This is a genomic window from Actinoplanes flavus (genome assembly GCF_017592555.1).
In the GTDB taxonomy this organism is placed as follows: domain Bacteria; phylum Actinomycetota; class Actinomycetes; order Mycobacteriales; family Micromonosporaceae; genus Actinoplanes; species Actinoplanes flavus.
Window position 1 is genome coordinate 20,990 of sequence record NZ_JAGFNS010000038.1, and the last position, 26,396, is coordinate 47,385.

22 protein-coding genes are annotated in these 26,396 nt (G+C 72.0%); 8 read left to right on the plus strand and 14 right to left on the minus strand.

What is annotated here, in order from left to right; all coding sequences use genetic code 11:
* Window position 1: 1 nt before the first annotated feature.
* The 4 genes from J5X75_RS38310 to J5X75_RS38325 all read right to left on the minus strand — a co-directional run bounded on the left by J5X75_RS38310 (window position 2) and on the right by J5X75_RS38325 (window position 10,304).
* On the minus strand, window positions 2–1,648 hold the full coding sequence (locus tag J5X75_RS38310; RefSeq protein WP_208472616.1) for a M28 family metallopeptidase: 1,647 nt from the start codon (window positions 1,646–1,648) through the stop codon (window positions 2–4).
* Complete coding sequence (locus tag J5X75_RS38315) at window positions 1,649–2,269, minus strand: hypothetical protein (RefSeq protein ID WP_208472617.1); 621 nt, start codon at window positions 2,267–2,269, stop codon at window positions 1,649–1,651.
* Between the two features lie 46 nt (window positions 2,270–2,315).
* A complete protein-coding gene (locus tag J5X75_RS38320) occupies window positions 2,316–5,375 on the minus strand; it encodes an RICIN domain-containing protein (protein ID WP_208472618.1) in 3,060 nt (1,019 codons plus the stop codon).
* A gap of 96 nt (window positions 5,376–5,471) precedes the next feature.
* Window positions 5,472–10,304 carry a family 43 glycosylhydrolase gene (locus J5X75_RS38325; protein ID WP_208472619.1) on the minus strand — a complete coding sequence of 1,611 codons (4,833 nt, stop codon included), beginning with the start codon at window positions 10,302–10,304 and terminating at the stop codon, window positions 5,472–5,474.
* A gap of 97 nt (window positions 10,305–10,401) precedes the next feature.
* Between J5X75_RS38325 and J5X75_RS38330 the strand changes: the two genes are divergently transcribed.
* Window positions 10,402–11,022 carry a TetR/AcrR family transcriptional regulator gene (locus J5X75_RS38330; protein ID WP_307798530.1) on the plus strand — a complete coding sequence of 207 codons (621 nt, stop codon included), beginning with the start codon at window positions 10,402–10,404 and terminating at the stop codon, window positions 11,020–11,022.
* 136 nt (window positions 11,023–11,158) lie between these two features.
* The gene (locus J5X75_RS38335; protein WP_208472621.1) at window positions 11,159–11,497 is read left to right on the plus strand and encodes a DoxX family protein; all 339 of its coding nucleotides are present in this window, start codon (window positions 11,159–11,161) and stop codon (window positions 11,495–11,497) included.
* 125 nt (window positions 11,498–11,622) lie between these two features.
* Here the strand turns inward: J5X75_RS38335 and J5X75_RS38340 are convergent, their stop codons facing one another.
* Genes J5X75_RS38340 through J5X75_RS38350 form a run of 3 tightly spaced genes read right to left on the minus strand, consistent with a single transcriptional unit; the run spans window position 11,623 to window position 13,862 of the window.
* Complete coding sequence (locus J5X75_RS38340) at window positions 11,623–12,723, minus strand: FAD-dependent oxidoreductase (protein WP_208472622.1); 1,101 nt, start codon at window positions 12,721–12,723, stop codon at window positions 11,623–11,625.
* Between the two features lie 27 nt (window positions 12,724–12,750).
* A complete protein-coding gene (locus J5X75_RS38345) occupies window positions 12,751–13,167 on the minus strand; it encodes a J domain-containing protein (protein WP_208472623.1) in 417 nt (138 codons plus the stop codon).
* Window positions 13,164–13,862: a hypothetical protein gene (locus tag J5X75_RS38350; protein ID WP_208472624.1), complete on the minus strand. Its 699-nt coding sequence runs from the start codon at window positions 13,860–13,862 to the stop codon at window positions 13,164–13,166. Before J5X75_RS38350 ends, J5X75_RS38345 begins: the two co-directional genes overlap by 4 nt.
* 174 nt (window positions 13,863–14,036) lie before the next feature.
* Here J5X75_RS38350 and J5X75_RS38355 point away from each other — a divergent pair, with 174 nt between their 5' ends.
* Complete coding sequence (locus J5X75_RS38355; protein ID WP_208472625.1) at window positions 14,037–14,672, plus strand: hypothetical protein; 636 nt, start codon at window positions 14,037–14,039, stop codon at window positions 14,670–14,672.
* Window positions 14,673–14,701: 29 nt separating this feature from the next.
* Here J5X75_RS38355 and J5X75_RS38360 read toward each other — a convergent pair whose 3' ends face one another.
* Window positions 14,702–15,136: a hypothetical protein gene (locus J5X75_RS38360; protein ID WP_208472626.1), complete on the minus strand. Its 435-nt coding sequence runs from the start codon at window positions 15,134–15,136 to the stop codon at window positions 14,702–14,704.
* 81 nt (window positions 15,137–15,217) lie between these two features.
* On the opposite strand from J5X75_RS38360, the gene J5X75_RS38365 reads away from it, so the two are divergent.
* Window positions 15,218–16,462, plus strand: coding sequence for an SGNH/GDSL hydrolase family protein (locus J5X75_RS38365; protein WP_307798532.1), 1,245 nt, complete (start codon window positions 15,218–15,220; stop codon window positions 16,460–16,462).
* Here J5X75_RS38365 and J5X75_RS38370 read toward each other — a convergent pair.
* Window positions 16,431–17,618 carry an MFS transporter gene (locus J5X75_RS38370; protein ID WP_307798533.1) on the minus strand — a complete coding sequence of 396 codons (1,188 nt, stop codon included), beginning with the start codon at window positions 17,616–17,618 and terminating at the stop codon, window positions 16,431–16,433. The two genes, J5X75_RS38365 and J5X75_RS38370, sit on opposite strands and share 32 nt — an antisense overlap.
* A 30-nt stretch (window positions 17,619–17,648) precedes the next feature.
* On the opposite strand from J5X75_RS38370, the gene J5X75_RS38375 reads away from it, so the two are divergent.
* Window positions 17,649–18,506, plus strand: coding sequence for an arylamine N-acetyltransferase family protein (locus J5X75_RS38375; protein ID WP_208472627.1), 858 nt, complete (start codon window positions 17,649–17,651; stop codon window positions 18,504–18,506).
* Here the strand turns inward: J5X75_RS38375 and J5X75_RS38380 are convergent.
* Window positions 18,495–18,971, minus strand: coding sequence for a winged helix-turn-helix transcriptional regulator (locus J5X75_RS38380; protein ID WP_208472628.1), 477 nt, complete (start codon window positions 18,969–18,971; stop codon window positions 18,495–18,497). The genes J5X75_RS38375 and J5X75_RS38380 overlap by 12 nt on opposite strands.
* Before the next feature lie 56 nt (window positions 18,972–19,027).
* Between J5X75_RS38380 and J5X75_RS38385 the strand changes: the two genes are divergently transcribed.
* Entirely contained in the window at window positions 19,028–19,537 is a 510-nt protein-coding gene (locus tag J5X75_RS38385) for a PaaI family thioesterase (RefSeq protein WP_208472629.1), read from the plus strand.
* 37 nt (window positions 19,538–19,574) lie between these two features.
* Window positions 19,575–20,192: a carbonic anhydrase gene (locus J5X75_RS38390; RefSeq protein WP_208472630.1), complete on the plus strand. Its 618-nt coding sequence runs from the start codon at window positions 19,575–19,577 to the stop codon at window positions 20,190–20,192.
* Here the strand turns inward: J5X75_RS38390 and J5X75_RS38395 are convergent.
* On the minus strand, window positions 20,189–21,604 hold the full coding sequence (locus tag J5X75_RS38395) for an endoglycosylceramidase (RefSeq protein WP_208472631.1): 1,416 nt from the start codon (window positions 21,602–21,604) through the stop codon (window positions 20,189–20,191). The two genes, J5X75_RS38390 and J5X75_RS38395, sit on opposite strands and share 4 nt — an antisense overlap.
* Window positions 21,598–21,765 (minus strand): hypothetical protein, encoded by a 168-nt coding sequence (locus tag J5X75_RS38400; RefSeq protein ID WP_208472632.1) that lies wholly within the window; start codon window positions 21,763–21,765, stop codon window positions 21,598–21,600. The genes J5X75_RS38395 and J5X75_RS38400 overlap by 7 nt, the downstream gene beginning before the upstream one ends.
* A 56-nt stretch (window positions 21,766–21,821) precedes the next feature.
* Here J5X75_RS38400 and J5X75_RS38405 point away from each other — a divergent pair, with 56 nt between their 5' ends.
* Window positions 21,822–23,264, plus strand: a complete 1,443-nt coding sequence (locus J5X75_RS38405) for an aminopeptidase P family protein (protein WP_208472633.1) — start codon at window positions 21,822–21,824, stop codon at window positions 23,262–23,264.
* Here the strand turns inward: J5X75_RS38405 and J5X75_RS38410 are convergent.
* Window positions 23,245–23,973 carry a matrixin family metalloprotease gene (locus tag J5X75_RS38410; RefSeq protein ID WP_208472634.1) on the minus strand — a complete coding sequence of 243 codons (729 nt, stop codon included), beginning with the start codon at window positions 23,971–23,973 and terminating at the stop codon, window positions 23,245–23,247. The two genes, J5X75_RS38405 and J5X75_RS38410, sit on opposite strands and share 20 nt — an antisense overlap.
* 99 nt (window positions 23,974–24,072) lie before the next feature.
* On the minus strand, window positions 24,073–26,094 hold the full coding sequence (locus J5X75_RS45765) for a diguanylate cyclase (protein WP_208472635.1): 2,022 nt from the start codon (window positions 26,092–26,094) through the stop codon (window positions 24,073–24,075).
* Window positions 26,095–26,396: the final 302 nt, after the last annotated feature.

Consider the following 26,396-nt stretch of genomic DNA (forward strand, 5'->3'; position numbering starts at 1 on the left):
GTCAGAACGCCGGGCGCTGGACGTGCTCGTCGCCACCGTCACCGGTGTTGAACGTGCCCTGCGGACCGGCCGGGGCCGGCAGCTTGATCGGCTTGCCGGGGACCGGCTTACCCTTCACACCGTTCACCGACTCGGTCGAGAAGGCGTAGGTGAGCTGGGCGAAGGCGATCAGGTCGCTGTTGATCTCGAGCGCCTTCTCGTCCAGGTTGTCGATCGTGTCGCCGGGCTGGTGGTAGTTCGGGTCGAACGACGCGCCCGCCGTGCCACCCCAGATCGCCGCCTGCTCCTCGGTCTTCACGACCTCGGCGCCGGTGAAGAGGCCGCCCGACGGGATGCCCGCCTCGATGAACGCCTGGTAGTCGGAACGGCCGGAGAACTCGGCGTCGTCGTACGGCTGGCCCTTCCAGGTGTAGTACGACTCGAAGAGGTCCTCGAGCGCGGTCGAGCCCTCCGGCACCACGACCGGCGCCGGGAACGACGACTGGTCCGCGTCGTACACCTGGAAGATGTAGTTCGGCGAGCCGACCATGTCGTAGTTCAGGTACAGCGCGATCTTGTCCTTCTCGGCCTGCGGCAGCTCCTCGACGTACGCCGTGGAACCGACCAGGCCCTCCTCCTCGGCGCCCCAGAAGGCGAACCGCAGGCTGTTCTGCGGCTTGCTCTTCGCCAGGGTCAGCGCGGTCTCCAGGATCGCGGCCGAGCCGGAGCCGTTGTCGTTGATGCCCGGGCCCTCGGTCACGCTGTCCAGGTGCGAGCCGGCGAACACGATGTTGTTCCTGTTCCGGCCGGGCAGGTCGGCGATCACGTTGTAGTCGGTCCGGGTCTCCGACGGCAACACCCGCACGTGCGCGGTCGAGCCGGCCGCGGCCAGCGCCGAACCGTCGGCGAAGCTGGCGCCGACCACCGGGATGGTGACGCCGTGGTCCACACCCAGGGTGCCGACGATCAGGCCCTCACGGGTCGGGTCGTTGCCCTGGTTGAAGATGATCACGGCCTCGGCGCCGGCCGCCTGCGCGTTCTGCGCCTTGACGGCGAAGCTGCACGCCGCGCCGTCCGGGGTGGTGCCACCACGCTGGATCAGGGCGATGTCGGACGCGCCGGTGAAGTCCAGGCCGGTGAAGTCGTCGGCCGAGCAGCCACTGGTGGTGGCCCGGTCGCCGGTCAGGTTGATGTCCACCGGGATCACCGTGCCGGTGACCTCACCGGACTGGCTGTTGGTGAAGGCGCCGGTCGCGTACTCCGCGTTCGCCGGGGTGAGCTGCTCGAGCAGCGCCGGGTAGTTGAAGGTGAACTCGAACGGGTCCAGAGTCACCCGGTAACCGGCCTTGCGAAGCAGCTTCGACACGTAGTGGACGCTCTTCGCATAGCCCTCGGTGCCCGCGGCACGGCTGCCCGGGTAGTACACGTCGTCGTTCCGGTCAGCGATCTTCTGGAACGCCTTCAGGTGGTCCAGCACGCCGTCCAGCGTCACGCACTTGAGTACTTCGGCGTACGTGTCGTTGGCGGTCTTGTCGCACCGGTCACCATGCCCGTGACCGCCCGCCGACGCGGCGGTGGCCGGGGCGACGGTCAGTACGGTGGCGACGGCCGCCGCGCTGATGACTCGGAACGATCGACGCCGGGTTGGCGTCACGTCGTCGTGACTCATCTATCTGCTCCCCCTGTCCTTTTTGGAACCAGGATCACGGTAGAAGACACGAGCGTCGATGGCCAGGCCCTTGCGGCGTGGGCGAACCGCCAGCCAGCAGAAAAGCCCGAGCAGGGACAGGCCGATAACGGTCGCCGTCCACTCGAACGCGATGAAATCGACGTCCGCCGACGGCATCGGCCCCACCCGCCCGGCCGGATCGGCGACCACCCGCAGCGTCTCGCCCGGACCCAGCCGCCCCTCCGGCCCGGCCCACCGCCCCAGATCGTCGAGACTGCCCACCTCGGTGAACCGGTACCAGGAGTAGCCGTCCAGTTCGGCGTCCCCGATGGCCATCACCACCGCCGTGGTCTCCCGCCCACCCGCGGCCAGCACCGTCTTCCGCGCGGTGTCCCCGGCCGCGACACAGAGCAGGACCGCCGCCAGCGCCGCCGCCACCGCGGGGCCGTGCCGTGGCCGGACCAGCCAGGCGTTCAGTGCCATCGCGCCGCCGCAGGCCAGGATCGGGCCGACGAGCGCCGCGTAGCCGGACAGCGTGAGGAACGGGACCAGCGCGGCCGCCGACGCCGCCGCCAGATAGAGAGCGAGACCGAGAGCGAACCTGACCCGGGGAGTGCGCACGTAGGTGAGTGTGTCGATCGACCGGGCGCGGGCGCCAGCCGGGCGGTCAGCGGCGGCGGACCAGGTCCACCCGGTAGGTGGTGCGGTTCGCGCCGTCCTCGCTGGTGGTGGTGACGGTGTGGGTGCGGCCGGAGCGGGTGACCGCGACGACCGCGTACGGGTCGGTGGCGGTCGCCGTCACGCGGGCGCGGGCGCGAACACCGACCGGCACCCGGTAGGCGGTCACCGCCGGGTCGAAGCCCGGGACCGGTTCTCCGTCCACCAGGAGCGCGGCCACCGAGGCTTCGGTGCCCAGGCCGGGCGCTCTCGCGTACACCTGGAGCTCGGCGACGGTGAGGTAACCGTCGGGCGTGGCGGTCAGTCGCAGGCAGAACGGGCCGGTCCGGCCGGGGTCGAGCGGGATGTCGACGGCGAGCGAGCTGACCGCGACGGGTGACCCGGTCACCTCGCAACTCCCGGAGGCCGACGGCGTGCCGGGCTGGACCGTGGCGGCGATGCCGCCGCCGGAGGCGCTGTCCCGGTAGAGGTGCAGCACCGCGCGCCCGGCCGACGTCCCGGCCGGAAGAGTGACGGTGAGCGTCTCGGCCGGGTTGCGCCCCGACGCCTTCCAGTTGGACCAGGCCTTGTCGGTGGTGTTCCCGTTGGTGAGCCCGGCCGTCGAGTAGCCGCCCTCGGTGTAGGAGGCGGTCACCGTGAGACCGTCGACCAGGCCCTCGGACGGCGCGGTGACCTGGACCCGCGCGGTCGCCGGCAGGGTCCGGCCGGGGATCACCGTCGCGGTGCCGGTCACCGTCACCACACCGGCCGTCTCGAAGACGCCGGGGTTCCAGGTCACCGGCAGGGTGGCCCGTCCGCCGTGCCGTCCGGTGGCGACGACCGTGGCGGGCATGGCCGGGACACCGCCGGCGTACGCCTTGGCCCGTCCCGGTTCGGTGCCGGTCCACACGTCGACCGTGACCCTGGCGACGGCCGGGACCGGCTTGCCGAGGGCGTCGGTGGCCGTGCCGCGCACGATCACGGTGCCCGGCTTGCGCCATCGCGAGGCGGCGGGCCGGTTCCAGGTGACCGGCAGGGCACGGGTCTCTCCGCTGGGCAGGACGGTGGTCACCGTGGCGGGCAGGTCCGGCGCGCGGCCGGGCACGGTGTGGGTCAGAGCGGTCTCGGTACGCCCGACGGTCTCGTCCTTGAGCGTCCACCGCTGGTGTGCGCCGGAGCCGGGCTGCCAGACGCCGACCGGCGACCCGTCGGCGGTGGCCTCCCCGCTCACGTCGAGGAGCCGCCGCGCGCCCAGGCTGACCAGTGTGTACGTGCCGTCGCCGGTGGTCGACACGGTCCACAGCGCACCGTCGTCGACGGTCCCGGCGGCCTCGGTGACCGCCTTGCCGTCCCGGACGGCGAGCCGCTGCCCGGTGCCCGCGTTGATCAGCTCGTAGTGTTCGCCCTCGACGTTGCGCGCCGTCCACAGCTGGTCGGCCGCGGCCGGGTCGCCGGTCCGGATGACCAGACCGGTGCCGGACGGCGTCAGCGACCGCTTGCTGGCCACGCCCTCGAACCGGTAGACGTGGTCGGCCCGCAGGTGGGCGGTGTCGGCGGCGCTCACCCGGTCGACGAGGAACGTGGTGACCGACTGGGCCGGAACGGTGAGGGTGGCCCGGTGGCCGCTCACCCGCACCGGCGTGCCCCGCACCAGCTTGCCGTCGGCGCTGGTCACGACCGGAGTGACGGTCGCCCGGTTCGACAGCGTGAATCCGGACAGGTCGAGGGTGACGCTCTCCTCGGCCGTGCCGGGGTTCGAGTGGACGACCGTGACACCGGTGGCGTTGACCGCCGCCACACTGCGCGTGTCGCCGACCTTGACGAACCGGTCGCCGGGGCGGATGTAGTGGGTGAAGTTCCGGATCGTGTCGAACTTGGTGTTCGTCTTGATCGGGCACGTTTCCAGAGTGTCCGCGATGCCGCAGTCGAAGGGGATGTGGATGCTGCCCCATTGCAGGTTGCCCTCGGCCACCATGTTGTCCGCGTCCTCGACCGGCTGCCACAGCACCCATGCCGACGGCTCCAGCTCCCGCAGGTCGTCGATGATCCGCTGGGCCATCCCGAGGCCCGAGCCCATGCTGGTGAAGTCCCTGCCCCAGCTGCCCTCGACCTCGCTCATCCACAGCGGCCGCCGCTCGGCCTTGGCGATGTCCCGCACGGCGGTCCGCTGCCCGGTCCCGTACGTGTGCACGTTGATCCGGTCGACGGCGTCCCGGGCGGCCGGTGTGAGGCCGTACCAGTCGGTGATGAGCCGACCCGGGTTGGTCTCGTCCGGGGCCGCGATCGCACGCTCCGGCGCGGCGCGCCGCAGCGCCTCGATCACCGCGGCCTGCAACGCGGGTCCGGCGTGTGCGCCCTCCTGACGCCCGCCGGTGGGCCGGCCGTCAGACCCCAGAGTGGTACGCCAGTAGTCCGTGTTCGGCTCGTTGAGCGGCTCGATGGTGTCGACCGTGATGCCGTGTGCCCGCTCCAGGTGCTCGGTGACCCGGACCAGGTAGGTGGCGAAGTCGTCGAGCGTGTCGGTGCGGATCTGGTCGGTGTTCGCGTCGAAGCTGCCGCTGACGTACCCGCTGACGGTCTGGAACCAGGGCGGCGAGTTGCTGAACGTCTCCCACGAGGTGACCCGGTCCTTGATCCGGTCCACCCACCAGCGCTGGTTCGGGTCGGCGTCCCAGTTCCAGTGCTCCGGGTTCTCCGGGTCCCACCAGTCCTTGTCGGCCGGCCCGTAGGTGGCCGGGGCGTTCCACCAGCCCGGCACGTCGCCGCCGGGGCGCAGGTAGGGCGGGACGGCCGGGGCGTTGCCGCCGCCGATGTTGTACCGGGCGATGGTGAGGTTCAGGCCGTCCTCGCCGTAGAGCAGGTCGGCGAGCCGGTCGCGGATCTCGTCGGGGTAGCCGCCGGTGGCGTGGGCGAGCCAGGCGAGGCTGGTGCCCCAGCCCTCCCATGCGGGTCCCCGGTAGCTCGGGTCGATGGTGATCGTGGTGGTGGCCGCGGCGGCGGTGGCCGCCGGTGGCGCGGCCAGGGGTGCGGCGGCCAGAACCGTGGCCGCGAAAAGCGCTCGAATCTTCATCGCCGTCCTAGCGTGAGCGGGATGTTTACGTAAACATCTGCGAATCTGGATGTCAACGACGAGCGGGCCAGGGCAGTGCCCTGACCCGCCCGAACGTCAGACGGTGATGCCGCCGCCGTCCAGGTGAGCGTCCCGCACCTCGTGGAGGAGCTTGCCGGTCCGGGCGTCCCAGATCCGGATCCGGATCCGGTCCCTTCGTCCGTCCAGCACGGTCACCTGCATCGTGAAGCCCGCGCCGCTGCCGAAGAAGGTGGCGGTCGGACCGAGGATCAGCGCCGGGGTGAGGCTCGACGACGTGAAGACCCTCTGGGGGGTGCTGATCCACACGGTGCCACCGCCGGGCCCGGCCAGGAACGCGAAGTCCGTCGTCCCGCTCCAGCCGCTGCCGGCCACCTGCCCGGCGCGCGGCTGATGCACCGTCACGAACGGCAGGACCCTGGAGGCCGGGGCGCCGCTGTCGTCGCGGACCGTGACCGACGGCCGGAAGACCCCGGCGGCGGTGTACCGGTGGCGCAGCGTGCACACGCCCCCGGCGATCGCGCCCTCCGACGTGCCGCCGTCGCCCCACGTCGCCGTGCAGGTGAGGGTGTCGCCACGGCCCGGGTCGCTGACCGGGACGGTCCGGACCACCTCGGTCCGCACGGCGACCGGCGCGTCCGGGGCGGGATGCCCGCCCGGCACGGTGACCACCGGCGCCGCGTTGACGACGGTGATCGTGGCCGAGTCGTGGCTCCGGCCGGCGGTCAGCGTGACCGTGTAGGCGCCCTCGTCGGCGCAGGTCACCGTGGTCGCCGCCGCGTGCGGGTCGGCGAAGACGCAACCGTCGGAGTCGGCGGTCCACGTCGCCCGGTTCGCGTCGTTGGAGACGGTGCCGCCCAGCGTGACGGCGCTGCCCTCGACGCCGCCGGCGTCCGGCCCGGCCGACACGACGGTCACCGGGTCGATGCTCGTCAGCGTCGGCACGACCGGCTTGATCGCCCCGTCCGCGGTGAACTCCAGCCGGTCGATCGTGGTCTCCCGGTGTGTGCCGTCACCGCCCGGTATCGCGAACCGGTGGTAGGCGGTGTACCAGTCGTCGGTGCCCGGGACCCGGACCACCGAGTGGTGGCCGGTCCCGAGGATGCCCTGCCCCGCGTCCTTCGACAGGATCACACCGATCCGGTCGCTCCACGGTCCGAGCGGGGACGAGCCGGTCGCGTACGCCACCCGGTAGTCCGCGCTGCGGGTGTCGTTCTCCGACCACATGAAGTAGTAGACGCCGTCCCGCTCGATGACGAAGCCGCCCTCGTTGTAGTTCGTGGGCCGGTAGGTCTTCACCAGCGCCGGGTCGAACGACACCATGTCGTCGTTCAGCGGCACCTGGTAGGAGTTGCCGTTACCCCAGTACAGGTAGGACCTGCCGTCGTCGTCGGTGAACACCGCCGGGTCGATCATCTGCCCGCTGTAGGCGCCGGCCGCGACCAGCGGCCTGCCGAGCGCGTCGGTGAACGGCCCGGCGGGGGAGTCGGCCACCGCCACGCCCAGGTGCTTGGCCGTGTTGCCGGTGGCCATGCCGCCCGAGAAGTAGAAGTAGTACTTCCCGTTCCGCTGGGCGATCGTCGGCGCCCACGCGCTGTTGTCGGCCCAGGTCACGTCCGGCCCGAGGTCCAGGATCACCCCGTGGTCGGTCCAGTCGACCAGGTCCTTCGACGACCACGCCCGGAACTGGGTGCCCGACCAGCCGGCGAACCCGTCGGTGGTCGCGTGGATCCAGAACGTGTCGCCGAAGACCGAGATGTTCGGGTCGGCGTTCAGCCCCGGCAGGATCGGCGACTTCATGACCAGCGCCTGAACGGTCCACGTGCGGGACGTCCCGTCGGGCGCCGTCACCGTGTAGGTCACCGGCTTCGTGAAGTCCTGGGGCGTGCCCGGGGTGATGGTGCTTCCCGTGGCGAGGGTGAAGGACGGCGCCAGCGACGTGACATCGGTGCCGGGCCTGACCGGCAGTCTCACCGTCGACGTGGCGTCGTCGATCAGCGCTTCGGCCTTCAGTTCGGGAAGGGCAACCCCTCCGATCGATGTGGTACGCCCGGCGAGCTCCAGAATCTCAGCGGCGGACAGCGCCGTGTCGTAGATCCGGAAGTCGTCGACCTCACCCGCGTAGTACGGGTCCGCCGCGTAGAGCGACCGGCCCACATAGCCGCTGTAGTTCTTCGACGCGTCGTACAGATCGGACGGCTTGACGGTGACCCCGGTGGCGCCGGCGACCTTCGTGCCGTTGAGATACATGGCCGCGTTCGACCCGTCGACCGTGACCGCGAGGTGCTGCCAGCTGCCGCCGGGCAGCGCCGCGCTGTGCGACAGCTGCTTCTCGGCCTGCCAGGACCCGGTCGTGATCGCCGAGAACAGCACGTTGCCGCCGTTGCGCGGCCCGGTGAACAGGTACCTGTTGCTGTCCGGCCCGAGACCGTAGATCCACTGGTTGATCGTGGTGGAGGCGGTCCACTTGGCCCACACCGACACCGTCACCGCGCTCGCGCCCTTGAGGACGCCGTTCGGGATCGTCACGTACGGCGAGTTCGCGCCGCCGGACATCCTGAACGAGCCGTCCTGGACACCGGTGCCCCACGCCGGAGTGCGTACGTAGGTGCCGTTGAAGTCGTTGCCCGAGGTGTCCCGGGCGACCGTGCCGCTGGTCTCGTCGAACCGGTAGCGCAGCCGCAGCCCGATCGACGGGGTGGGCGGCTCCTCGTACTTCGCGGAGATCCGGTCGTACTCGGCCCTGGTGACCGGCAGGATCGTGCCGTGCCGCGGGCGCGACGGCATCGTGTAGGCCGGCTCCGGGGTCCACCTGCCCGAGTTGAGATCGGTCGTCGAGAACGGGACGTAACCGCGGCCGCCGTACTCGTCGATGTACATGTACCACTTGTTCTCGGTGTTCGACTTGAACACCAGCGGACCCTCGCCCTGGCTGAGCGCGCCCTGGCCGATGCACTCGGCCTGGAAGTCCCAGTTCGTGCTCAGCAGGTCGGTGGACTTCTCCTGGATCAGGAACTTGCTGCACGGCGAGGTCGACGAGTTGTTCCGCTCGTCCTTGGTGATCCGGTGGTAGACACCGTCGTGCTCGATCACCGTCGAGTCGATCACCGAGTAGCCGGGGTCCTTCCAGACCTTCGGCTCGCTGAACGTGTGGAAGTCACGGGTGGTCGCGTACATCATCCTGTTGTAGGTGCTGCCGGTGTGGTCCGGGTCGTTCGCGGCGTAGAGCTTCGACGCCCAGAACACCACGTAGGCACCCAGCTCCTTGGACCAGAACGCCTCCGGGGCCCAGGTGTTGCCGGCGGTGTCGGGGGAGACCTCGACCAGGCGCTGGTCGGTCCAGTCGACCAGGTCGGTCGACTCCCACACCATGATCGACTTGCTGCCGGTGCGCTGCGACGCGTCCCAGTCGCCGTTGCCGTAGATCTTGAGGTCGGTGGCGATCTGGTAGAACTTGTCGCCCTCCGGCGAGCGGATGATGAACGGGTCGCGCAGGCCGGTGGTGCCCTTCGTCGAGGTCAGCACCGGGTTGCCGGTGTTGATCTCGCGCCAGCTCAGCGGGTTGTTCCCGTTGCTCAGCGCGTGGTAGACCTGCTCCCCGTTCGCATAGCCCTCGCCGGTGAAGTAGCTGAACAGATAACCCTCGTACGGCGCCGTGGCCGGCAGCGGCGGAACCGTCGCGGTGAACTCCCGGGTCGCGGTCGCCGTGCCGTAGGTGACCGTCGCGGTCAGCGTGACCGTCCGCGTGGCCGAACCGGTGGCGGGGCGGTGCACCTCCCCGGTGGCCGCGATGACCGCCGGATCACTGGACACCCAGGTCGCCGTGGACGGCAGGGTGAGGTTTCCGCGTACGTCGTCGATGTCGTGGACGACCAGAGCCGCGGCCGCGGCAGCCGCGTTGGCCGCGTCGTCGAACGCGGCCTTGACCGTCACCTCGAACGTCTTGGTGGCCGAGGCGCCGCCCCGGCTCAGCGTCGCGGTGAGCGTGGCGTGTGCGTCCGGTTCCCCGGCGGCCGGGCGGGTGATCCGTCCGCTGTCGGTGATCACGCCGGAGTCGTCGCTGCTCCAGGTCACCTTCGAGCCGTTCGGCGCGGTCGCCGGCAGGGACAGGTCGGCGGTGAGGCCGCCGGTGTCGCCCAGGTTCAGCGCCGCCACGTCGGCCGCGACCGACTCGGTGTTGGCCGGCGCGGCCAGGGTCTGCACCTCGGCCGCGGACAGCGCCCGGTCGTAGACCCGCACGTCGCGAAGGCTGCCCTTGAGATGGCGGTCGCCGGTGTAGACCGAGCGGCCGAAGTAGTTCGCGGTCGTCGAGCCGCCGCCGATCGCGCTCGGCAGCACACTGATCGCGGTGTTGGTGGCCACCGCGACGCCGTCCTCGTAGAGCGTGCCGGTCGTCCCGGTCTGCGTGTAGGTGACCGTCTTCCAGGCGTTGCGGGCCAGGTTGTAGCCGGTCGCGGGCCGGGTGTTCTGCTCGCCGGACCAGTTGCCCAGCGAGATCGCGTTGCGGAACGCGTTGCCGGTGGCGAACAGGTAGCCGTTGCCGTACCCGGTCGTGGTGTCGGTGTTGCCGAAGCCGTAGAGGAAGTAGGGCGCCGGCTGGGCACTGTCGATCTTGACGTCGAAGGAGACGCTGACCGCGTCCACATCGCGCAGCAGGTGGTCCGGCGCCTTGATGTAGGTGTCGGTGCCGTTGAGGCCCAGCCCCTGGTCACCGGACCAGGCCGGGGTGCCGAGCACGGCGCCGTCCCGGCCGTTGCCGGACGCGTCGGTGGCGACGGTCCCGGTGGACTCGTCCAGCCTGTACCAGAGGAGCAGGCCGTCCGTGGCGGCGGCCGCGGGCGCGGGGGTGACCAGGGTCCCGGCCAGCAGCGCCAGGCCGGCAAGTGGCGCTAACAGAAGCCTCGAGTGCATGTCTCTCCTTGCTGAGGACAGCAACGTAACGGGGGTGTTGCCAGAGTGTTAGCGCTCACAGCGGGAACGTCAAGGGTCGATGTGCGATAGTCCGGCGGTGAGCGAGAGAGGCCGGCGGCGCGACGCCGAGGAGAACCGGGACCGGATCCTGCGGGCGGCCCGGACACTGCTCGCCCGCCAGCCCGCGGCCAGCATGGACGACCTGGCCCAGGCCGCGGGCGTGGTCCGCCGTACCGTCTACGCCCACTTCCCCAACCGGGACGCCCTGCTGGCCGGGCTCGCCGACCGGTGCGCGGCCGACCTGCTGGACGCGCTCGCGGTCACCGACCGCGGCGCTCTGGAGCCGGAGGTGGCGCTCGCCGACTTCGCCCTCACCGTGTGGGCGGCCGGCGAGCAGTACCGCCTGCTGATCTCCCTGGCCGAGACCGGTCTCGGCATGGCCGGGCTGCGCGACCTGCTCCACCCGATCGCCGAGCAGAGCTACCAGCTGCTGGTCCGGGGCCGCGAACAGGGCCGGTTCGCCACCCACCTGCCGCTGCCGGTGCTCAGCGCCGCGCTCCAGGCCATGACGCTGGCCATGATGCGGGCGGTCAACGACGAGCTGTGGGTCGACGACGGCACCCGCTCCACGGTCGGGCTCCTGGTCGCCGCCGGCCTCACCCCGGCGGCCGCCGAGGAGGCGATCCGCGAGGCCCGCGAGACGTTGCGCCCGGTCTGAAGCGGGGCCCGCGAGCCGTTGCGCCCGGTCTGAAGCGGGCCCGCGAGCCGCGTCACAACCCGTTGCGTGCCTTCCGGCGCGCGGCCTAACCTGCACGTGCCTGTGCAGTTTGTCGCCGTCCGTTCGGAGTGACCTCGTGAACACCGTGCTCGCCGGCATCGTCATCGTCTTCTTCGGCGTCCAGGGCCTGGCCCGCCTCGCCGCCGCCCGCGAGGAGCAACTCGCCGCGGCGTACCACTTCGGGGTCTCGCTGGGGGAGTACCGGAAGTTCTCCGCCCTGCTCATCGCCGGCAGCGCCGGTGTGGCCGCCGGGCTGGCCGTCCCGATGCTCGGCGTCGCGTCGGCCGTCGGCCTCATCGTGCTCATGGTGATCGCGGCCGGGTTGCGCTGGCTCTGCCAGGACGGGGCGTGGCGGATCGCGGTGCCCCTGGTCGTCGCCGCCCTCACCGCGGGTTACCTCACCACGGCCGGCTGAGAGCCGGCCGGACCACCGATCTTCGCCCGGCGGCGCCTCGCGGGCGGGACCACGCACGGGGCTCGCGGTGCGCTACGGAACCTTCTGGATGCGGTTGCGGGCGGGGCACCCCGTACCGGAAAGGTTCAGGGGGTGGGGAAAGGGTGGCGGAGCGGATCGTAGGTGGCGTGGTAGGTGCGCGGCCCGATCCGGGGTAGCAGCAGGTCACGCAGCCAGACCGGCAGGGCGGCGGCCCGGGAGAAGCGGTCGGTGGCGGCCTGTACGTGGGTGACCCGCTCGCGGCGCAGCTGTTCGTAACGGGCGCCCGCGCCGTCCCAGTCACCGTCGGCGAGCAGGTCGGCCAGGACCAGACCGTCCTCGACGGCCAGGGCGGCGCCCTGTGCCCAGACGGGAGCGGTGGCGTGGGCCGCGTCGCCGACCAGCACGCAGTTGCCGGACGCCCACGTGCCGGTGCGGACCTCCTCGACCGGGGAGTGGTAGAGATCGGTCAGCCCGTCCAGAACCCGGCGGACCGGGGCCGGATAGTCACCGAACGTGTTGTGGAGCCAGGACGCGTCGGCGCTCACCGCGGCGCCGCCGGTGGCCGAGGCGTATCCGTAGACGGTGTCGTCGTCGACCGGGATCAACAGGAACGCGCCGCCCTTGCCGGACCAGACCGTCCAGCCGTCGATGCCCGGGTTGGGCGCCATGAAACGCCAGCTCGCGGCGCTGAGCAGGGCGGTCTTCGGGCCGGTGGCGCCGGGCATCGCGGTGGCGCGGACGACCGAGTGGACGCCGTCGGCGCCGGCGACGAGGCCGAAGGTCTGGCGGCTGCCGTCGGCGAAGGTGGCCTCGGCGCCGCCGGGAACCGGCCGGACCGCGGTCACCGTGAGTGGCCGCCGGACCGGGGCGTCCAGGCCGTCGGCCAGCAGGGCGAGCAGATCGGAGCGCCGCACGCAGCGGGGCCGCGCCTCCGGGCCCCAGAACGCGTCCTCGTCGACGGCGAAGAGCAGCCGGTCGCGGGCCGAGCGGTACTCCCGGCGGCGGGTGGTGCGGCCCAGCTTCCGCAGACCGTCGGCGAGGCCGAGGGCGGCGAAAGCGGTCACGGCGTTACCGGGCAGGTTGATCGCCAGGCCGCCGGCGTCGGTGTCGCCGCGCTCGGCGACGGTGACCGGCACGTCCCGGCGGCGCAGTGCCCGGGCCGTGGCCAGGCCGGCGATGCCGCCGCCCACCACAAGTACGTCCATGACGACCCAGGCTCCCCTCATTCGCCGTCATCGTTGGATGAGTGGCGTCAACCGGACAGTTTCCGCGGCCGGCCCCAGCAACCCGAGCAGGCAGCCGACGAAGCATACGAGGGTCACGACGGCGAGGGTGATCAGTACGGTCCGGAGGGCGCCGCCACCGGACGGCGGCGGCACGTGGTAGTGGTACGGCGACGTGTACGTGGGTGGCGGCGGCCCCGGGACGCGCGAGTCGTCGTACTGCCGCCGCAGCGTGTCGTCGAGCAGGATGTCCGCCGCCGTGTTGATCAGCTTGGCCCGGTCGTCGGCGGCCGCCCCGCCGTCCGGGTGCGCCTCCCGCTGGCGGTCCCGCCGGGCCCGGCTGATCTCCTGCCGGGTCGCGGTCGGCGCCACGCCGAGCACCCGGTACGGGTCGTGCCCGTGCAGATCCCGGAACCGGCCGGTCACCTCCGGACCCGGAACCGGCGGCAGTTCAGCCGCCAGGTGGCCGCCTCGCCGCGCAGCACCCCGGATCCGGCCACGACCGTCGCCCACCGGTCGTCGTGCAGGTAGCCGAACACCTTCCAGTCGCGCTGGGTGGCCGTCTCCCACTGGAAGATCTCCCGCTCGCCGCGGGGTGGTTCGGCCGCGTCCCGGAACGGCTTCTGCAGCAGCCGTTGCGCCTGCTCGGGCAGATGGCCGAGGAAGTCGCGCAGCTCCTGGGGCAGCCGGTCGAGCGCCGGGGAGCCGGGCATCCGCTCCACCGCCGCGCCCCCGCCGCCGGGCCGGCTGCCGGAGGTCTCCTCGACCGTCTTCAGGAGGGCGGTCTCCGGGTTCAGCGGGATCAGCTCGGTGAACTCGTGGGCCCGCCCGTTCGGGGTGGCCCTCACCAGCGCCCGGTCGCCCAGCAGCATGGCGGTGACCAGGCCGTCGTCGACCCGGGCCCAGCGTTCCAGCGGCTGACCGGCCCGCCGGGCGAGCACACCGCGGACCTCCGGGTTCAGCCGGTTCCACGCCTCGTCGGGGTCGACCGCCGGAAAGAACTCGATCGCGCCCGGCCGGTGCACCGGCACCGGCCGCCCGGCGCCGCCCCGGGCCAGAGCCCGCTCCCGGTCGGCGGCGCCGCGCCGATCCTCCCTGAACCGTTCCCGCTCGTCAGACACGGTCCCACGCTATCGACGGATGTTCTGTCCGTCAGTACCCGATCAAGCGATGTGCACTCAGGACATCGTCCACTCCGATGACCCACAACGGACAGTTTCGGCACTCGGACGTGGTCTGACCCTGTTCAGACCACTCTGTTCCTGCCAGGCTGGCGACCGAGCAAGGGGGATGCAATGCCTGGTTTCCGGGAGATCCAGCAGCAGGAGGCGGAGCAGATCGCCGCCGGCTGGAAGTCGATGGTCGGAATGATCGAGCATCTGAGCGCGGGCCGGCCGGTCCAGCCGGTGCAACCGACGATCATGTGCCGGCCGGGTGAGGAACAGTACGGCACGCTGCCCGTGGACGTGAGCGTCTACTGTGGCGCCGACTATTCGTATGCCGGCGGCACCTTCGCCTCCGGTGGCCTGCTGTTCACCGCGGCCGCGCTGGCCGCCGGCGCCGCCTACCACGCGAATCAGCGGCGCAAGGCCGAGGAGGCGTCCCGCCCGCAGTGGCGTCCGTGGGGCCGGTTCCCGGCGATCATCACCAACCGGCGGGTGCTGTTGATGATCGAGCAGTGGTCCAGTTACGAGCTCGAGCACCTGCTGATGATCGAGCCGAGCCCGATGCAGTACTCGGTGGCCCTGCACTTCGAGGGTTCCTACCCGATCATGCTGCGCGGCCCGTGGGTGCCGTGGGCGACGGTCACCCTGTGCGGGGCGATGTTCGGCAAGCCGTGGCCGCCCGGTTTCGTGCCGCCGCCCGAGCTCCAGGGCATCGGCGGCCCGGCTCCGCAGGCGCCCCGGCAGGAGCTGCCGCCCGGGCCTTAGGCCAGACCCGTTCCCGGTCGCCGTGATGGTCAGTTGGGGGTGAAGAGACCCTGGAGTCCCACCATGATCGCGATGATGCCGAAGACGGCGACCAGCAGCGCCGGCCCGGCCGGGTCGGCCGGCGCGACCGCGACCGGCGCCGGCTCGGCTGACGGGGAGGGTGCGGCCGGGGTGGTCACCGGCGCGGCCGGAACCAGGGGCTTGCGGCCGGTCAGGCGCTCCCAGGTCAGCAGGACGCCGACCGCGATCCCGACCACCTCGAAGTGGAACAGGTGCGGGCCGGAGATGAGGTGCACGATGAGGAAGTAGCCGCCGGCGACCAGGGCGGCGATCCCGGCCAGCCAGCGCCACGGGGCGATCCGCGCGGTGACCCTGGCGACGACCGGGAAGCGGCCGAGCAGGGGAATGGCGAGCAGCAGCCCGCCGACGATGTTCGCGATGTCGAGCAGCAGGGCCATCAGCATGGCGGCAGCTTATCTTGGAGCGCTCCCAAACGCACCGCGAGCCCATTGACTGTATAGATCCACGGCTATACGTTTCGGGGTGTGCCCCTGCGGCGACGCACCCTGCTGGGAGCCGCCTCCCCGCTGCTTCTGTTCGATGCCCACCCATCCCCACGCCCCCGCTGGACCCACACCTGGACCGCCGCTCCACAGCTCACCGAACCGTACGACCTGCCGCCGGAGCCGTTTGCCGGCGACCACGCCATGCTGGTGAACACCACCCTGCGCCAGACCGTGCGCCTGTCCCTGGGCGGGCGGCGGCTGCGGGTCCGGTTCTCCAACGCGTTCGGCACGACCGACCTGCCGATCACCGCGGCCGCCGTGGCTCTGCCGCTGGACGGCCGGGCCGGCGCGCCGGGCATCCAGCCGGGCAGCTCGCGGCGGCTGACGTTCGGCGGCCGGGCCGACGTGACCGTTCCGCCGGGCGCGCAGATGATCTCCGACCCGGTCGATCTGCCGGTCGTCGCGGCGCAGAACCTGACGGTCACCGTCCATCTGCGCGACGGGCAGGACGGGTCGGCGCTCACCTCGCATCCGTGCTCGCGTACCACCTCCTGGCTGATCGAGGGGGACCGGCTCGCGGACCCGGAGTTGCCGGGGGCCGTGCCGGTCAACCACTGGTACCTGCTCAGCGCGGTCGAGGTCACCGCGACCGGCGCGGCCGGGCTGGTGGTGCTCGGCGACGCGCTGACCGACGGCCGCGGCGCCACCCTCAACGGCAACGACCGCTGGCCCGACCAGTTGCTCATCCGGCTGCGCCGCCCCGGCCTCGCGGTGCTCAACCAGGCGGCCCGCGGCAACCGGGTGCTGTGCGACGGACTCGGCCCGAACGCCCTGGCCCGGCTGGACCGCGACGTGCTGACGGTCAGCGGCGCGCGCTGGCTGCTCGTCTTCGAGGGCGTCAACGACCTGGGCATGACGGCCGCCACCGAGGTGGCGCAACGCCGCGTCGTGGCCGGGCTGATCGGCGCCTACCAGCAGATCGCGCTGCGCGCGCAGGCGTGCGGTCTGCGGATCTTCGGCGCCACGCTCACGCCGTTCGGCGGCAACATCTACGACGACAAAGCAGGTGTACGGGAGTCCGCCCGCCAACAGGTGAACGCCGCGATCCGGGCCGGCCTGTTCGACGGCTGGGTCGACTTCGACGCGGCGGTACGCGATCCGGTCGCGCCCTGGCGGCTGCTCCCGATCTACGACGCCGGCGACCACCTGCATCTGAACCCGCGCGGGTACGCCGCCCTGGCCGCCGCCGTGCCTAGCCGGCTCCTCGAAGCAGCGGCCGGGTGAGCCGGGTCGCGACCAGGGCCACCACGCAGAGCGCGGCCAGACTCAGGAACCCGGCCCGGAACGAGCCGGTGGCGTCCTTGACCGCGCCCAGCGCGTACACGAAGGCGAAGCTGCCCAGGTTGGCGCAGAAGTTGCCGAAGCCGCTGATCAGCCCGGCGCTGCGGGACCCGAGCACCTGTAGCGGGAGGGCGAACAGCGGCCCGAAGTAGACCTGGATGGCCATCGAGATCAGCGCCACCACGCCGAGCACCCCGAGCATGCCGGGCACGTAGGTGAGCAGCGTCAGGCCCGCGGTCAGGACGGCCAGCGAACCGCCGATCACCAGCAGCGGCCGGTTGATCCGGTCGGACAGGTAGCCGCCCAGGTAATTGACCGGCGCGCTGATCGCCGAGGCCAGCGCCGCGACCAGCCCCGCGGTGGCCAGCGGCTGCCCGCGGTCGACCACCAGATAGGTGGGCAGCCAGAACGTGAAGCCCTGCGCCACGGCCAGCCGGGTGAACTGGATGACCCCGGTGAGCTGGACGATCCGCTGCCGGATCAGCCCCGGCAGCTCGGCGAACCGGACCGGGTCACCGGGCTCCCGGCGCGGCGCCGCCCCGGCCAGGAACCGGTACAGCAGCAGGGCCAGCAGCCCGAACCCGGAGAACAGCAGGAACAGCGGCCGCCACCCGAGTGGACCGACCAGCAGCGGCCCGACCGCGCTGAGCAGCACGTTCGAGGAGAAGCCGCCGACCACGTACAGGCCCATCGCGGTGGCCCGGCGGCCCGGCGGGAACAGCTGGGTCATCAGCAGCATGCCGGGCGTGAAGACCAGGGCGCGGAAGAAGCCGGCCAGCGCCTGATCGATCAACAGCAGAGGGTACGCGTCGAGCACCGCGAACAGGGCCGACAGGACGTTCAGGCCGAGCAGCCCGGCGAGGAACAGCCGGCGCGGGGTGAACCGGTCGGCCAGGTATCCGGACGGCACCTGCATCAGGGCGTAGGTGAGGTTGCTCGCGGCGGCCAGCGTGCCCGCCTCGGTGAAGCTCAGATCCAGGTCGGTACGGATCAGCGGCAGGAACAGCCCGATCCCGCCGAAGATCAGCCCGATCGTGCTCTGGCAGACGACCAGCAGCGTGATGAGCGGACGGCGCCGGGCGGTGTCGGTGATCGTCACCCGCGGATCGTAAGCGGCTAACGTGTCGGCATGCCTGACAGCATCGACGTACCCGGTTACCTGGCCCGGCTGGGCCTGTCCGAGCTGGCCGGTCACGAGCCGGGTGCTGCGGCGCTCGGCGCCCTGCACCGGGCGCACGCCGAGCGGGTGCCCTACGAGTGCCTGGAGATCCACATCGGGCGGTCCACCACGGTCTGCCCGGCCGAGTCGGCGGCCCGGATCGTGGCCGGTCGCGGCGGCTACTGCTTCCACCTCAACGGGGCCTTCTCGGCGCTGCTGCGGGAGCTCGGCTACCGGGTCACCCGGCATGTCGGCGGGGTTCAGGGCGACGCGACACGGCCTGCCGGGGCATCCGGTGACCACCTGGTGCTCACCGTCTCCGGCCTGCCGTCGGACACCTGCCCGGACGGTGTCTGGCTGGTCGACCTGGGCATGGGCGACGGCCTGCACGGCCCGCTTCCGCTGATCGCGGGCGAGCACGCGGACGGCCCGTTCCGGTACGCGCTGCGCCCGTCCGAGGCGGAGCCGGGCGGATGGCGGTTCGACCACGATCCGCGCGGCAGTTTCCTGGGCATGGACTTCCGCGCGGAACCGGCCCGGATGTCGGAGTTCCGGGCGAAGCACGAGGAGCTGTCGACCTCGCCGGATTCCGGTTTCGTCCGTACCCCGGCGGTCTGCCGGCGCGACGCCACCGGCTTCGACGTGCTGCGCGCCCGCACCCTGACCCGCACCGAGGCCGAGCCGGTCCACACGACGCTGGCCACCGAGGACGACTACTTCGGCGCGCTGGACGAGGTGTTCGGCATCACCCTGCCCGCCGCGGACCGGGCGATCCTGTGGGCCTCGGTCACCCGGGCCCACGAGGCCTGGCTGGAGTCACGGGCGTAACCGGGCGCCCGGCCCCGGGCGGGCCTGGATCTCGCGGTGGTCGGTGAGGTGGTGGCCGGCCGCGCAGTGCGCCTCCAGGTGCAGGTCGGCGCCGCAGTCGCGGTGGACGTAGCGGATCGGCGGGCCCTCCGGGTCGGCCAGGTAGCGGTTGCCCCACTCGGCGAGGGCGATCAGCACCGGGTAGAGGTCGAGCCCCTTGGGAGTGAGCCGGTACTCGTGCCGGACCCGGGCGCCCGGCTCCTGGTAGGGCTCGCGCCGGAGCACGCCGTTCTCCACCAGGCCGGCCAGCCGGTTGGTGAGCACCTGGCGGGGGATGCCGGTGCGGGTGCGCATGTCCTCGAACCGGCGCACCCCGGTGAAGATCTCGCGCAGCACCACGAGGGTCCACTTCTCGCCGAGCACACCCATCGCCCGCTCGATGGTGCAGTTGTCGAACGACCAGTCGAGCGGGGAGGGCGCAGTCATGTGAGCCAGGCTAAGTCTCGTTGACAGACGCAGCAAGCCTCTGCAAGCCTGCATCCATGACGCAGACCCAGGATGCCACCCGTACCCGTACGTTCGGCTGGACCGACCCGGCGGAGCACGCGCACCTGCTGGGCCGGCGCAGCGGGCTGGAGATCCTGCGGGCCATGGCCACCGGCGAGCTCCCGCCGCCGCCCGTCATGCACCTCATCGACGGCGAGGGCATGCAGGTCGAGGAGGGCAGCGTGACCCTCACGCTCCAGCCGCGGGAGTTCCACTACAACCCGCTCGGCAGCGTGCACGGCGGGATCCTGTCGACGCTGCTCGACACCGCGGCCGCCTGCTCGGTGCACAGCACCCTCCCGGCCGGGGTCGGCTACACCAGCATGGATCTCAACGTGAAGTTCCTGCGCCCGGCCACCATCGCCTCCGGCAAGCTCACCTGCACCGGGACGGTGCTCCAGCGCGGCCGGCGGACCGCGCTCGCCGAGGCCCGGATCACCGACGCGGCCGGCCGTCTCATCGCCCACGCCACGTCCAGCTGCATGATCTTCGACCTGCCCGTCTGATCTTCGATCTGTCGCCGGTGGCGCCATCGCCGGATCGATGGCGCTCCCGCACGCCGCCTCGGCGGACACCCACCCCTCGCCGGATCCGCTGGCGTCGCTGCTGGCCGGGAACCGGCGTTTCGCCGCCGGACGCGCCCGGCACCCTCGCCAGAGTCCCGCCCGGGTGCGCGAGGTCGCCGCCGGGCAGCATCCGTTCGCCGTCATCCTGGGCTGCGCGGACTCCCGGCTCACCCCGGAGATCCTCTTCGACCAGGGGATCGGTGATCTCTTCGACAACCGGGTCGCCGGCAACCTGGTCGACGACCTCCTGCTCGGCAGCATCGAGTACGCGGTGGAGGAGTTCGTCCCGCCGGTGATCATGGTGCTCGGGCACGAGCGCTGCGGGGCGATCTCGGCCACCCTGAACGCGATCCGCACCGGCGCCGAGGTCCCCGGCCACATCGCGGCCATCGTGGACGCGCTGCGCCCGATCGTCGAGCCCTATGTGGACGACCCGGACGGGGTCGAGAAGGCGGTCCGGGCCAACGTGCGCGCCCAGGCCGAGGCGCTCGTCGAGCAGAGCGGGATCGTCCACGAGGCGGTGGAGAGCGGGGCGACGCTGGTGGCCGGCGCCCGCTACGACCTGGACTCCGGGCTGGTGACGCTGGTTCATTAGACCCGGATGCCGGCGGCCCAGCCGAGGAGTTCGGTCCGCGCCGCCGTCAGGGTGGCGGCCGGGATCGAGGCCGTGTCGGACGCGTTGACGACGAGCGCCACGTGCACCGAGCCGTCCCCGTCGAGCAGCAGCCGCCGGGCCGTCGTCGCGCCGGTCTCGCCCGCGACCGCGATCGGGCCGCTCGCCGTCAGGCCGCTCCGGGTGCCCAGGTCGGAGACCACCACGGTGCGGGCCGACGGGAACGAGCCGGGCAGGTGCAACTCGGTCGGCGCGCCGAGCGGGGCGGACGGGCCACGCCACACCAGTACGCCGTACTGGCGGCCCGCCACCAGCCCGGCGATCGTGGGCAGCCGGGACGGGACGGTCAGCCACGCCTGCTGACGGCCGGCGCCCGCGTACCCGTCGCGGGCCAGGTCCTCGTAGGCGAACGCGATCGTGCTCCCGGCCACGGCACTGGGGAAGAGGCGGTCCAGCACCCGCCGGTCCAAACGGAGTGCTCCGTTCGCGTACACCGAATGGTCTTCGCCGTTCCAGGCGTCCCCGATGGTCTGGATCTTGTCGGGGTTGCCGTTCATCGCCTCGCTGTGCCGGCCACTGTAGACGTCCCAGTGCCACTGCGTCGCCGACAGCACCGGCCCGGAGCCGGTCGTGCTGTTCCAGAACGAGGAGCCGGACAGCCGGGAGTCGAGGCCCTGATACATGGCCCGGACCATCCACGGGGTACGGCCACTGCTGCCCGTTCCGGAGAGCGCGTTGCCGAACTCGGACACGAACGGCGTGGCGCCCAGCGTGGTCGCCCGGTCCCGGATCCGGTTCATGGCGGCGCTGTACGTCCCGTCGCCGGCCGCGGTCGGGTCCAGCGTCATCCGGCCGCCGTCGTAGTAGTGGCTGTTGAACACGTACCGCGGCCCGAGCGGCGGGATCGTGGTGAACCCGCCCGCCTCACCGAACTGGGTGTTCCAGAACACCAGCGGCTCGGCGTACAGCGGCCGCGCGGCCCAGCCGGTCTCGTCCATCACGGCACGGAACCGCTGGTAGAACGGCATCAGCAGGGTCGCCTCCCAGGTCGCGCCGGACGCGCCGTCGAGTCCGCCGTCGAACGGCTCGTTGAACGGGTCGACGCCCAGCACCATCGCCGGGTCCAGGTTGGCGCGGAAGTAGGTGAGAGCGGCCCGCGCCTGCGCCAGGTAGGCGTCCTGCAGCCCGTACCGGTTGTGCCAGAAATCGTGGGCGGCCGCCCGGACCGCCCCATTGGTGAGCATGTTCTGCCCCCACAGGATGCAGATGCCGCACGACTCGTCCGGATAGGTCCCGGCGTTGATCACCCACTGCGGGGCGCCGTCACCGGTGTACCAGCTGTCCGGGTCGAACAGGTGCGACGACCAGAGGTCCTGGTGGTAGTCGATCAGCACCCGGATGCGTACAGCTTGGTGCTGCCGGAGACATTGAAGCCGCGGAGCACGATTTCCCGGCCGTACCCGTCGGTGAACGCCGGGACGGCGGCCGCGGCGGGTTGCGCCGGAGCCGCCACACCGGCCATGACCAGCAGGAGTGTCACGAAGAAGGCCCGCATGTATCGACGGTAATCACTTGTTCACAGTTGGCAAACCCCCGCGATAACAGCGGCGCATGGCACCATTTCGACCCATGACGGCCGAAGCTTTCCGCGCGTTCATCGCCTCCGGGTGGGCGCCCCGCGAAACCACCCCGGCACCCCGGGCCGACGTCGCCGACCGGGCGGCCGGGCGCCGCGCCGCACTCGCCGGAGAATTCCCCGGCGAGCGGCTGGTCATCCCGGCCGGCGGGCTCAAGGTGCGCAGCAACGACACCGACTACCCGTACCGGCCGCATACCGCCTTCGCCCACCTCACCGGGCTCGGCGCGGCCACCGAGCCGGACAGCGTCCTGGTCCTCGACGACGGACGGGCCACCCTCTATTTCCGGCCGCTCGCCCCGCGCGACAGCACCGAGTTCTACGCCGACATGCGGTACGGCGAGTTCTGGGTCGGCCCGCGGCCCACCATCGAGGAGATCGAATCCCGCTACGGCCTCGCCGCGGCCCACCTCGACGACCTCCCCGGCGCGCTCGCCAAGGACGCCGACCCGGCCCGGCTGCGGGTGGTCCGGCCGGCCGACCCGGCGGTGGCACGGCTCGTCGACAAGCTGCGGGTGGACGGCCCGGCCGTCCTGCCCGGCGCCGACGACGACCTGGACCGGCACCTGTCCGAGATGCGGCTGATCAAGGACGACTGGGAGATCGGCGAGATGCGCGCCGCGATCGCCGCCACCCACCGCGGCTTCGAGGCGATCATCGCGGCCCTGCCCGAGGCGATCGCTAACGGCCGCGGCGAGCGCTGGATCGAGGGCGTCTTCGGGCTGCACGCCCGCCACCAGGGCAACGGCATCGGGTACGACTCGATCTGCGCGGCCGGCGACCACGCCAACACCATCCACTGGATCCGCAACACCGGAGAGATCCGGCCGGACGACCTGATCCTCATCGACGCCGGCGTCGAACGGGACTCGCTGTTCACCGCCGACATCACCCGCACCCTCCCGGCCGGCGGCCGGTTCAGCGGCCCCCAGCGGGAGATCTACCAGGCCGTCCTCGAAGCACAGGAGGCCGGGCTGGCCGCCGTCCGGCCGGGAAACCGGTTCCGGGACATCCACACGGCCGCCACCCGGGTGATCGCCGAACGCGTACACGGGTGGGGTCTGCTGCCCGCCGGGGTGACCGTCGACCAGACACTGGACCCGGAGTCCGGCGGCTGGCACCGCCGCTGGATGGTCCACGGCACCTCACACCACCTCGGCATGGACGTGCACGACTGCGCCCGACTGCGCCGCGAGGACTACCTGGACGGTGACCTGCGGCCCGGCATGATCCTCACCGTCGAGCCCGGTCTCTACTTCAAGGCCGACGACCTGCTCGCGCCCGAGGAGTTCCGCGGCATCGGCGTACGGATCGAGGACAACGTGCTGGTCACCGCGGACGGCCACGAGAACCTGTCGGCGGCGATGCCGCGCACCGCCGCCGACGTGGAGGCCTGGCTCAGCTCCGCTTCTGGGTGACCAGGCAGCCGGCCGACTTGCCGACCTTGCGCATGCCGGCCAGGTCGCCGGCGCCCCAGACGGCCTTCTTCGACGTCACCGTGTGGTACATGATCTGGCCGCGGTCGTTCTGCTTCGGATGGGCCAGGCCGATCGCGTGCCCGATCTCGTGCATCAGCACCGCCCCGGTGGTGCCGCCGGAGCGCGCCCCGAAACCGCGGGCCAGCGACTTCACGCCGGTCGCGTTGAGCACCACGGCGCCCTGCACCATCATCAGCGCGTCACCGCCGGACGGCGTGTAGGCGGTCTGCCACGAGCCGCCGCCCATACCCAGCGCCCGGGCGCCGGCCGGCAGCCAGGTGCTGTGCTTCCCGGGCGTCGCCCAGGCGATCACGATGTCGGTGCCCGCCGGGTACTTGCCGTTGAAACCCTTCTTCGCCTGCGGAATCACCGAGGTCGTCCCGGCGTACCGGAAGGTCAGCCCGGTGGCCGCGGTGACCCGGGCGAACGCGGTCCGCACCTCGGCGAGCGAGTTCTTCGGCGCGCGGGCCAGGTTGACCCGGTAGGTGATGGCGCCGTCACACGGGTTCCAGCGGGCGATCAGACGGTCGCCGTTGGACTGGCTCATGAAGGCGTACGACCGGGCGCTGCCGGCGGCCGCCTGCGCCACCCCGGGCTGTGCCACCACCAGCGACGACACCGCTGCGAGCAGGACGAGAACACGCTTCATGCGAGGCATCCGATCCGATCCGGTCGACAGGGAGACCCCATCCTTGATCGGTACGGGTGACGGCTCCGGTCGATGCCGGGTGCGGGCCGGTTGCGCCGCTCAGCGGTGGGCGTACCGCTTCCGTGGCTTCTTCTGCTGGTAGAGGCGTGCGTCGGCGACCGCGTAGAGCGAGTCGAAGTCGTCACCGTCCACGTCGAGCACGGCGACACCGATGCTGGCGCCGGCCCGGGCGGCCAGCCGCTCCCGCAGCCGGTCGGCCACGGCGAACGGGTCCGCGCCGTCGTCCAGCAGGACCACGAACTCGTCACCGCCCAGCCGGCCGACCGCGTCGACCTCGGCCCGCAGCGTGAGGGCCACCCAGCGCAGCAGCCGATCGCCGGCCGCGTGCCCCTGCGTGTCGTTGACCGCCTTGAAATCGTCCAGGTCCAGGACCAGCAGCGCGGCGCCCCGGCCGGTCCGGCGGGCGTCGGCCACCTCCGCGGCGAACCGCTCGTCGAATCCACGCCGGTTCAGCACCTCGGTCAGCACGTCCACCCGGGACAGCCTGGTGAGCATCCGCCGCTGCCGGGCCGCCGCCCGGCCCTGCACCGCACACGCCACCGCGGCCGTCGCCGTGCCCAGCAGCTGAATCGCCAGATACCACCCGCCCGGATCACCGACCAGCGCGCCGACCGACATCCACACGACCCCCGCCACGACCGCGATCGGGCTGGTCACCTCCGGGCGCATCCCCAGCATCAGCAACGGGATCGACAGCAGCACGCCGACACCGAGCGGATGATCCACGCCCCCGTCCAGGGTGGCGACCGCCGCACAGCTCAGGAAGGAACTCGCCGCGAACGCCAGCATCAGCGGCCGGGCCAGCCGCGACCGGCTCAGCCAGTCGGCGCGGACCACCACGGCGAGCCCGGTCAGGAAACCCCACACCGACAACGCCACCATGCCGGCGCGGTGCGGATGGTCGTTCGCGAACAGGGTGATGTAGAGCATCGCCACACAGGTCTGAGTGATCGACATCCAGCCCGGATCGGCGATCGAATGGCGGCGGCGTTCCAGCGCCGCCACCGACCGGGCCGGGCGCGCCGACCGGACCCCGGTGCGCGCCCCGGCCACCGCCTCGGCGCTCGGCGCACGCCGGTCCCTTGACGCCTTGTCCCGGTAGAGCCGCTGGTCGGCGACGTGCACCAGGCCGGTCAGGTCGGCGGCGTCGGCCGGGAAGGTGGCATGACCCAGGCTGGCCGGCGCGCACGTCCGCAGCCGCTCCCGAAGCCGGTCCACCACCAGGACGGCGGCCTCCGCGCCGGTGTTCGGCAGCAGCACCGCGAACTCGTCACCGCCCTGCCGGCCCACCACGTCGTGCGCCCGCAACTCGGAGCGCAGCTCCTGCCCCGTCCAGGCCAGCAACTCGTCCCCGGCCCGGTGACCGAGCGTGTCGTTGACCTCCTTGAACCGGTCCAGGTCGAGCAGCACCACGGTGAACGGCCGACCGGTGCGCTCCGCCTCGGTCAGCGCGGCGGCCGCCCGCTCGTCGAAGCCGCGCCGGTTCAGGCAGCCGGTCAGCGGATCGGTGCGGGAACTGTCCGCCAGCCGCCGCCGCAGCGACGCCAGCACCGCCGAATGCCGCAGGCACAACACCGCCACACAGGCGAAACCCAGTGCATGGACCAGCGGATAACCCGCCACCGGCGGCGTCCCACCGAAGATCACCAGCGAGGCGTACGCGAGAGCGCCGGCCGTGGCCGGAATCAGAAACGCCCGCGGCGGCACGACGATCGCCAGCAGCACCACCGACAGCGGCACGAACGTGCCCAACGGCCCCGCCACCCCGCCGTCCAACAGCCCGAGAGCCGCGGCCCCCGCCAGGTTGACGATCGACGCCACCGTCTGGATCACCATCCACCAGCGGCTCCGCGCGATCCGCCCGGCCATCGTCCACCCGGCCAGCGCGAACCCGGTCAGCAGAGCCGCCACCAGCAGCATCGGCCCACGGCCGCCGTCGTTCCAGGTACCGATCGCGTAGGCTCCGGCCAGCACCGCGGGGACCGCGCCGTAGACGGTGGAGGCCCGCAAAGACTGCAGCCGCGACCGTTGCCCGACTCCGAGGGAATTGCGCCCGCCCACGCGTACCTCCCCCGGCTGGCTCCCGACCGGGGTCCCATCGGCCCAGCCCACCCCCACCTGAGCCTTCCGCCCAGCCTCTCCCGCTCGGCCCCCGCCTGGCCTTTCCCCGCCTGGCCTTCTCCGCTCAGCCTTCTCCGCTCGGCAGGTTGCGGATTTTCGGCATGCCACGGCCGGGTGATCATCGGCCGTTCGAGTCGCGGCTTTTGGGAGGATTCGGCGTGCGGGTCGCCCTACAGCCGCGCCCTCACCTGGTGCGCCACTGCCCGGCTCGTGGGGTTTTACCGCCCGCAGCCCGAATCACC

Excerpts from the sequence above, each read along its gene's own strand:
- J5X75_RS38355 (WP_208472625.1), top strand. The coding sequence starts at position 14,037 with ATGCCTGGTTTCCGGGAGATCCAGCAGCAGGAGGCGGAGCAGATCGCC.
- J5X75_RS38405 (WP_208472633.1), top strand. The coding sequence starts at position 21,822 with ATGGCACCATTTCGACCCATGACGGCCGAAGCTTTCCGCGCGTTCATC.
- J5X75_RS38375 (WP_208472627.1), top strand. The coding sequence starts at position 17,649 with ATGCCTGACAGCATCGACGTACCCGGTTACCTGGCCCGGCTGGGCCTG.
- J5X75_RS38325 (WP_208472619.1), bottom strand. The coding sequence starts at position 10,304 with ATGCACTCGAGGCTTCTGTTAGCGCCACTTGCCGGCCTGGCGCTGCTG.
- J5X75_RS38360 (WP_208472626.1), bottom strand. The coding sequence starts at position 15,136 with ATGCTGATGGCCCTGCTGCTCGACATCGCGAACATCGTCGGCGGGCTG.
- J5X75_RS38390 (WP_208472630.1), top strand. The coding sequence starts at position 19,575 with ATGGCGCTCCCGCACGCCGCCTCGGCGGACACCCACCCCTCGCCGGAT.
- J5X75_RS38410 (WP_208472634.1), bottom strand. The coding sequence starts at position 23,973 with ATGAAGCGTGTTCTCGTCCTGCTCGCAGCGGTGTCGTCGCTGGTGGTG.
- J5X75_RS38380 (WP_208472628.1), bottom strand. The coding sequence starts at position 18,971 with ATGACTGCGCCCTCCCCGCTCGACTGGTCGTTCGACAACTGCACCATC.
- J5X75_RS38310 (WP_208472616.1), bottom strand. The coding sequence starts at position 1,648 with ATGAGTCACGACGACGTGACGCCAACCCGGCGTCGATCGTTCCGAGTC.
- J5X75_RS38340 (WP_208472622.1), bottom strand. The coding sequence starts at position 12,723 with ATGGACGTACTTGTGGTGGGCGGCGGCATCGCCGGCCTGGCCACGGCC.
- J5X75_RS38385 (WP_208472629.1), top strand. The coding sequence starts at position 19,028 with ATGACGCAGACCCAGGATGCCACCCGTACCCGTACGTTCGGCTGGACC.
- J5X75_RS38320 (WP_208472618.1), bottom strand. The coding sequence starts at position 5,375 with ATGAAGATTCGAGCGCTTTTCGCGGCCACGGTTCTGGCCGCCGCACCC.
- J5X75_RS38400 (WP_208472632.1), bottom strand. The coding sequence starts at position 21,765 with ATGCGGGCCTTCTTCGTGACACTCCTGCTGGTCATGGCCGGTGTGGCG.